The 6,359-nt window shown below is 75.7% G+C and carries 3 protein-coding genes; 2 read left to right on the top strand and 1 reads right to left on the bottom strand.

What is annotated here, in order from left to right:
• The first annotated feature begins 4 nt into the window (after nucleotides 1-4).
• Nucleotides 5-4,645 (top strand): hypothetical protein, encoded by a 4,641-nt coding sequence (locus FNQ90_RS09310; RefSeq protein WP_182605931.1) that lies wholly within the window; start codon nucleotides 5-7, stop codon nucleotides 4,643-4,645.
• Nucleotides 4,646-4,664: 19 nt separating this feature from the next.
• Here the strand turns inward: FNQ90_RS09310 and FNQ90_RS09315 are convergent, their stop codons facing one another.
• Complete coding sequence (locus FNQ90_RS09315; protein ID WP_143618786.1) at nucleotides 4,665-4,946, bottom strand: hypothetical protein; 282 nt, start codon at nucleotides 4,944-4,946, stop codon at nucleotides 4,665-4,667.
• Nucleotides 4,947-5,215: 269 nt separating this feature from the next.
• On the opposite strand from FNQ90_RS09315, the gene FNQ90_RS09320 reads away from it, so the two are divergent.
• A partial coding sequence (locus FNQ90_RS09320) for a nitrate- and nitrite sensing domain-containing protein (RefSeq protein WP_182605930.1) occupies nucleotides 5,216-6,359 on the top strand: 1,144 nt, incomplete at its 3' end.

Genomic DNA, 6,359 nt, shown 5'->3' on the forward strand with positions numbered 1-6,359 from the left:
GTGTATAAGAGACAGCGCCGACACCGTGCTCGACCTGCGCGGTGTGGGCGCCCCGGTGCCCGAGCCGGCCCCGGTACAGGCGGACTTCTTCGAGGGCGAACCCGTCGGCCCGCCCCGCCGTCCCGCCCCGGCCGGGGTCATCTTCCTGGAGAACGGCGGCGGCAAGTCCGTCCTGCTCAAGTTGATCTTCTCGGTGATGCTTCCCGGCCACCGCAACACCCTGGGCGGGGCCAGCTCCGGCGTGTTGCGCAAGTTCCTGCTCGCCGACGACTGCGGCCACGTGGCCCTGGAATGGCAGCACACGGTCACCGGGGAGACCGTGGTCGTCGGAAAGGTCAGCGAGTGGCGTGGCCGACAGGTCTCCTCCGACCCCCGCCGGTTCGCCGAGGCCTGGTACTCCTTCCGCCCCGGCCCCGGCCTGTCGCTGGACTCCCTACCGGTCGCCGAGCGGAGCGCACCGCTCCCCCCGAACGCCCCCGCCGGGTCACCGGCCGCCGGGGCCCGCCGGCGCACCATGCGCGGCTTTCGTGACGTCCTCACCGAGACCGGCCGCTCCCACCCCCATCTGGAGGTGGTGTGGGAGGAGGTTCACGAGCGCTGGCGCGAGCACCTGGAGCACCTGGGGCTGGACCCCGAACTCTTCCGGTACCAAAGGGAGATGAACGCCGACGAGGGCGAGGCCGCCGGCCTCTTCGCGGTGCGCGACGACTCCGACTTCACGGACCTGCTGCTGCGCGCCGTCACCGACCACCGGGACACCGACGGTCTCGCCGATCTCGTGCACGGTTTCGCGCACAAGCTGGGCAGACGCGAGGAGTTGACCGCCGAACGCGACTTCACCGCGGGCTCCCTCGATCTGCTCGAGCGCATCGCCGCCGCCACCGCCGAGCGTGAGCGCGCCCGGGTCGTGCACACCGCCGCCGAGGGGCGCACCCGTGGTCTCGGGCGCCGACTGGCCGCCCGCGCGGAGCGCGAACGGGAACGGGCCGCGGTGCTGTCGGAGCGCGCGGAGCTCGCGGCCGAGGCCACCGCCGCCGCTTCCCGCGCCCGGGACGCCGCTCGTGACATCGCGGCCGAACTCGCGTGGCGCCACGCCACCTCCGCGCTGGCCGACGGCGAGCGGGAGGCGGCCGAACGCCGGCGCGAACTGGCCGACGCCCGCTCGCTGCACGCCGCCTGGCAGGCCACCGAGACCGTGCTGCAACATCGTTCCGCCGCCGACCGGGCGGCCCGGGTCGCGGAGGCCATCCGGGAGGCCGAACGGGACGCCGCACCGGCCCTGGCCGCCCGGGCCCGGGCGGCCGGTGAGCTGATCCGTGCCCTGGAGGCCGCCGCGGCCGGGGCCGAAGAGGAGGCGGCCGACCACGAACGGCGCTCGGCCGATCTCCTGGCCGCCGGTGAGGAGACCCGACGGGAGGCCACCGCCGCCGCCACCGCCGCCCAGCGCGCCCGCAGCGAGACCGACCACCTCGAACAACGGCTCGTCGAACTCGACCGGGAGATCGCCGAGGCGGCGGAAGCCGGGTGGTTCGGTGAGGACGGGGCCCCCGAGGACCCCGCCCGGGTCGCTCTGGCCGCCGACGACGCGGCCCGCACCGCCGAAACCGCCCTGCACGCGGCCCGGGAGGCCGCCGCCCGCACCGCGGACGCCGCGCGGGCCGCCGCCGAGCGCCACACCCGGGCCCGATTGGCCGAGGCCCGCGCCGCCGACGCGGTGGACGCGGCGGAAGCGGCGCTGACCGCCGAGGTCCGCGCGGCCGGGGCGCTGGCCGGCGAGCCCCGGGTGGGCGACCTGTTGGGTGCCGACCCGGGGCACCCGCTCGGCGCGGAGGAGTTGGACGGCCGGGCGGAGGAGCTGAGGGCTCGGCTGGAGGAAGCGGTCGAGGCGGCGGAGCGCCGGCTGTTCGAGCAGCGCACGGGAGCCGCCGAGGACTCCCGGATCCTCGCCGCACTGGGCGACGGGGGGCTGTTGCCGCCGGGGCCCGACGTGCTCGCCGCCGTGGAGTGCCTGGGCGAGCACGGGGTTCCCGCCCTGCCCGGATGGCGCTACCTCGCACAGTCCGTCCACCCCGATGACCACGCGGCGGTGCTGGCCGCCCGCCCCGAACTGGTCGACGGCGTCGTGGTCACCGATCCCGGAGGTCTGGAACGGGCCCGGGAGATCCTCCTGGACGCCGCGCTGCTGCCCCGATCCGCAGTGGCGGTCGGCACCGCTGCCGCCCTGCTGGCGCCGCTCCCGCCCCCGGGTCGGGACGGGGATCCCGGTGGTGGGACCGCGGTGTTCCTGGTGCCCCCCAACCCCGCCATGCACGACGAGAGCGCCGCCGACGCCGAACGGGGCGCCCTTCGGGAGCGTGCCCGGGCCCGGGACGGGGAGATCGAGGAGGTGGCCGTCCGGCTCGCCGGAGACCGGGAGCTGACGGCACGGCTCGCCTCGTGGCGCACCGGCTGTCCCCCCGGACGGCTGACGGCCCTGCGGGAGGAAGCGGAGCGGGCGCGGATCGCCTCCGCCGCGGCCCGGCGTGAGCTGGACGCGGCCGATCTGGCTCTCCGGGAGGCCGAGGACTCGGCCGGCGAGGCCCGCGGCGCCGTCGAGGACCGCGGCGAGACCGTCCGTCGGGCCCGCCGGGCCGCCGACGCCCTCGCCGGTCTCGCCCGCCGACTGCGGGAGCGCCCGGCCCACCGCTCCCGCCTCCGGGAGCTGGCGGAGGAGGTCACCGAGGCGGAGGACCGGGCGGCCCGGCTGCTGGACCGGGCCCGGGCCTTTGACGAGGACCGCCGGGCCGCGCAGCGGGCCGCCGACGACGCCCGTCGCACCGCCCGTACGCTGCGCGCCGAACGGGCGGAGATCGCGGGAGCCCCGGAGGACATCGACTCCGGCGGTGAGGACTTTGCCGGAGCCGGTGGCGAGCCCGCCGCCCTGCCCGCCCTGCGCGAGGCCTACCGGGCCGCGGGGAGCCTGTACGAGAAGGTGGCCGTCGGCAGCGACCTGCGCGCCGAGCAGGCGAGGGCCGAAGGGGACGAGAGCGCGGCCCGAGCCGCGCTGGACCGGCTGGGCAGCCGGGTCCGCACCCGGGCCGGCCGTCTGCTGGCCACGCCGGACGGAGCCGACGGGCCCGCCCGCCAGGCGGCCGCCGCACGGGCCGAGGAACTGGTGCACCTGCTGGAGGGCCGGGCGGCCGAGGCGGGGGAACGCCTCGGCCGACTGCGCGGCGACGCGGAGCGGCTCGCCCCGGGAGAGGGTGGGGCCCACGCCGAACTGCCCCCGGACCTGGAGCCCACCGACGCCGACCACGCCCGCACCCTCCTGCGCGGGGCGGAGGCCGAGCTCGCCCGTCGGGGGGACGCGCTGGAGACCACCCGGTTGGCGCAACAGGACGCCGAGCGCGGTCGCGCCACCGCCGAGCGCGCAGCCACCGACTTCGCCGAGACGGCGGGGCAACTCCTGGACCTGTTGCGCGAGCCCGAGCCGGGCGATTCCGCCTCCGGGGCGGACGCTCCGGGGAGTGCCGGTGTCGAACCCTGGCCCGGAGCCGCCGAGGACGCCCGACGGGCCGCCGCCGAATCACGGCGGGCCCTGCGCGCCTGTGCCGGCGAGCTGTCGACGGCGGAAAGCGCCGTGCGGGAGGCCGCCGACCGGCTGGTGCGGCACGCCAACTCCGTGCGCTTCGAGGCGGTGCGCACCCCCGCCCGGCAACAGATCCGGGAGCTGCCACCGGTCGCCCTGCCGGGCCACGCCGAGGCATGGGCGGCGGCCTTCGCGCCCCGACTGCGGGTGCTCACCGACGAACTCGGCCAGTTGGAGCGCAACCGGGACGGCATCGTGGACCGGTTGCGCGGACTGGTGGAGTCCTCCCTGGACACCCTGCGCTCCGCCCAGCGCCTGTCCCGCCTCCCCGACGGCCTGGGGGAGTGGTCCGGCCAGGAGTTCCTGCGGATCCGCTTCGAGGAACCGGACCGCGCGACGCTGGTCACCCGCCTGGGCGAGGTGGTGGACGAGACCACCCGGGCCGCCGTACGGCGCAACACCGACCTGCGGCGGGACGGCATGTCCCTGCTGCTGCGCGGTGTCCGCGCGGCCCTGGCACCCCGTGGCGTGGCGGTGGAGATCCTCAAACCGGACGCCGTGCTGCGCGCCGAGCGGGTGCCCGTCGGACAGATGGGCGACGTCTTCTCCGGCGGGCAGCTGCTGACCGCCGCCATCGCGCTGTACTGCACCATGGCCGCGCTGCGCGGCAACGACCGGGGGCGGGATCGACACCGGCACGCCGGCACCCTCTTCCTGGACAACCCCATCGGCCGGGCCAACGCGACCTACCTGTTGGAGCTCCAGCGGGCCGTGGCGAACGCACTGGGTGTCCAACTGCTCTATACCACCGGGCTGTTCGACACCACGGCGCTGGCGGAGTTCCCGCTGGTGATCCGCCTGCGCAACGACGCGGACCTGCGGGCCGGGCTGAAGTACATCAGCGTCGAGGAGCACCTGCGACCCGGCCTGCCCGGGGCACCGGCGGACGAGGGCGCGCGGGCGGAGATCACGGCGACCCGGGTCCACCGCCGTCCCGCGGACCCGCCCCCGCCCCCGGCCGCGCCCGAACCCGCCGAGGTGGCCACGGACGCGGGGAGCGGGGTCCCGACACCGTAGCCGGGTATCGACCCCTCCCTCAGCGTCGTTCCAGCGGTCGCCGCCGCGCCGCGCTGCTGGGCAGGGACACCACGCCGTGGCGCTGACGCCACATCTGACGGGTGATCCAGATGTCGAGGAAGGCCCAGGTGGTGATGATGGTCCCGGCTATGGTCACCAGCATCATGGGAAAGGCCGCCCATGATTTCGCGAGGGTGCACAACACCGCCGCGAGCAACTGCACGAGGGTCAGTGCCGCGATCAGAACGGCCCGGACCGCCGCCTCGCGAACCGGGTCCGGCATCCGTGGTTTGGCATACACGCCATCGCTCCCTGCACGGTGAGATGTACGCGAGATGCGCGGAAATGTCGGGGAACACCTACCCGGGCATCATGCCAGAACTCCTTGCGCGGCAGGGGGACGACGGACCAGGATGGCGCACAGCCCGTTTTCACCGGGGTTCTCCCGGGCACCGTTCACCACTCGGGTGGCCCGGAACCGGACGGCGCCGGTCGCGCGTCGTGCCGTTCCCCGGAACCGGGCTCGAGCCACGTCGGCGCGTCCGCGCCCGGGCGGACCAAGGGGAGGGCATGCGCTTCCGCGGTAGGTCGATCCGTCACAAGATCGTGGTGCTGCTCCTGGTGCCCCTGTTGGCACTGGTGGCCCTGTGGGGGTTCGCGACCGCCCTCACCCTCCACGAGGCCCGTCAACTGACCCGGGTCTCCCACCTCGTCGACGAGTTCGGCGGTCCCGCCGCCGATGTGGTCCGGGACCTTCGCCGCGAACGGCGGGAAACGATCGTCCACCTCGCCGACCCGCGCGGCCCCCGTGAGGAACTGCGCGGTGCCAGGCAGGCCACCGACCGGTCGATCGAGGTCGTGCGGGCCAACGCCTCCGGCCCCGCCCGGGAGCACCTCGTCCCCGGCGCCGCCGAGGCGCTGGTCTCCTTCCTGGAGGCGCTGGAGCACCTCGAACGGGCCCGGGAGCAGGTCGACAGCAACACCCTCACCCGCACCGGTGCCCTGGACGCCTACAACGCCGTCGCGGAACCCGGACTACGGCTGCAGTCGGCCCTCCACCTCCTGGAGAACGTCGAACTGGACCGCCACGGCCGGGCCGTCGCCTCCCTCGGCATGGTGGCCGAGAACGTCTCCCGGATCGACGCGCTGGTGGCGGGCGCCCTGGCCGCCGGCCGGATGACCGACCGCGAGCACCGCGCCCTGTCCGATGCCGTGGCCGAGCGGGGGCTGATCCACCGACTCCACCTGCCCGATCTGCCGTCGGAGGATCGGCGCGCCCACGAGAACTTCTGGCAGGCGGGACAGGGGCGGATCCTGCGGGAGGCCGAGGAACGGGTCGTGGAGCAGGGCGTCGGGGGCGTGCAGCCGGGCCGGTGGGAGGAGATCACGGCCGTTACCCTGGACGAACTCCGGATCTTGGGCGACACCGCGGCCCGGCACCACGCCGCCCGGGTGGAACCCGCGGCGGGTTCGATCCTGCTGCGTGCCGCGTTCGCCGGGGTCGCGGGCCTGGCCGCCGTGCTCCTGTCGATCGGCATCTCCCTGCGGGTGGGTCGGGGTCTGACGCACGAGTTGCGCGCCCTCTCGGATCGGGCGACCGAGGCAGCCGAGGTTCGCCTGCCCGAGGTGATGAACCGACTCGCCGCGGGGGAGCGGGTGGAGGCCGTGGGCCGGGAACGGCCCGCGGAGTTCGGCCCGGACGAGGTGGGTCGGG

Origin of the sequence: Streptomyces alkaliphilus, assembly GCF_014141535.1 — a bacterium.
GTDB lineage: Bacteria > Actinomycetota > Actinomycetes > Streptomycetales > Streptomycetaceae > Streptomyces > Streptomyces alkaliphilus.